The sequence below is a fragment of the Cupriavidus sp. 05N39 genome (assembly GCF_056397325.1).
Genome location: NZ_JBFTNE010000352.1, coordinates 1 through 409, shown reverse-complemented (window position 1 = coordinate 409; position 409 = coordinate 1). Strand labels below are relative to the sequence as shown.

Annotated in this window: 1 pseudogene; it reads left to right on the top strand. The window is 74.3% G+C overall.

Annotated features, from left to right (window positions below):
• Positions 1-409, top strand: a pseudogene (locus tag AC1DN0_RS41670) (DNA-binding protein); the annotation flags it as partial.

Genomic DNA, 409 nt, shown 5'->3' with positions numbered 1-409 from the left:
CTGCAGGGGGAACTGGACGCCGAGCGCCAGGCCCACGCCGCCGCGCGGGCGCGTCAGGAGGCGGGGCAGCGCCAGATCGAGGCGCTCGAGCGGCAATTGGGAGAGTTGCGTACCCAATTCTCGACGGAGCTGGAACGCACCCGCGAGCAGGTGGCCGTCGCACAGGAGCGGGCCAGTGCCACCGAACGCCGCGCGCTGCGCGAGATCGACCAGGAACGCACGCTGCGCCAGAAGGGCGAGCAGGTGGTCGCGGACCTGCGCACCGAACTGGCGGCCGTGCAGGTGAGGGCGCAAGACGCCGCCGTGGCCGGCGCGGAGGCGCGGGCGCGGTTGCAGGCCGAGCGCGACACGCTCAGCCGGCCTCAGCCGGCAACTGGCGGAGGCAGAGCAGGCGCTCGGACGAGGGCAG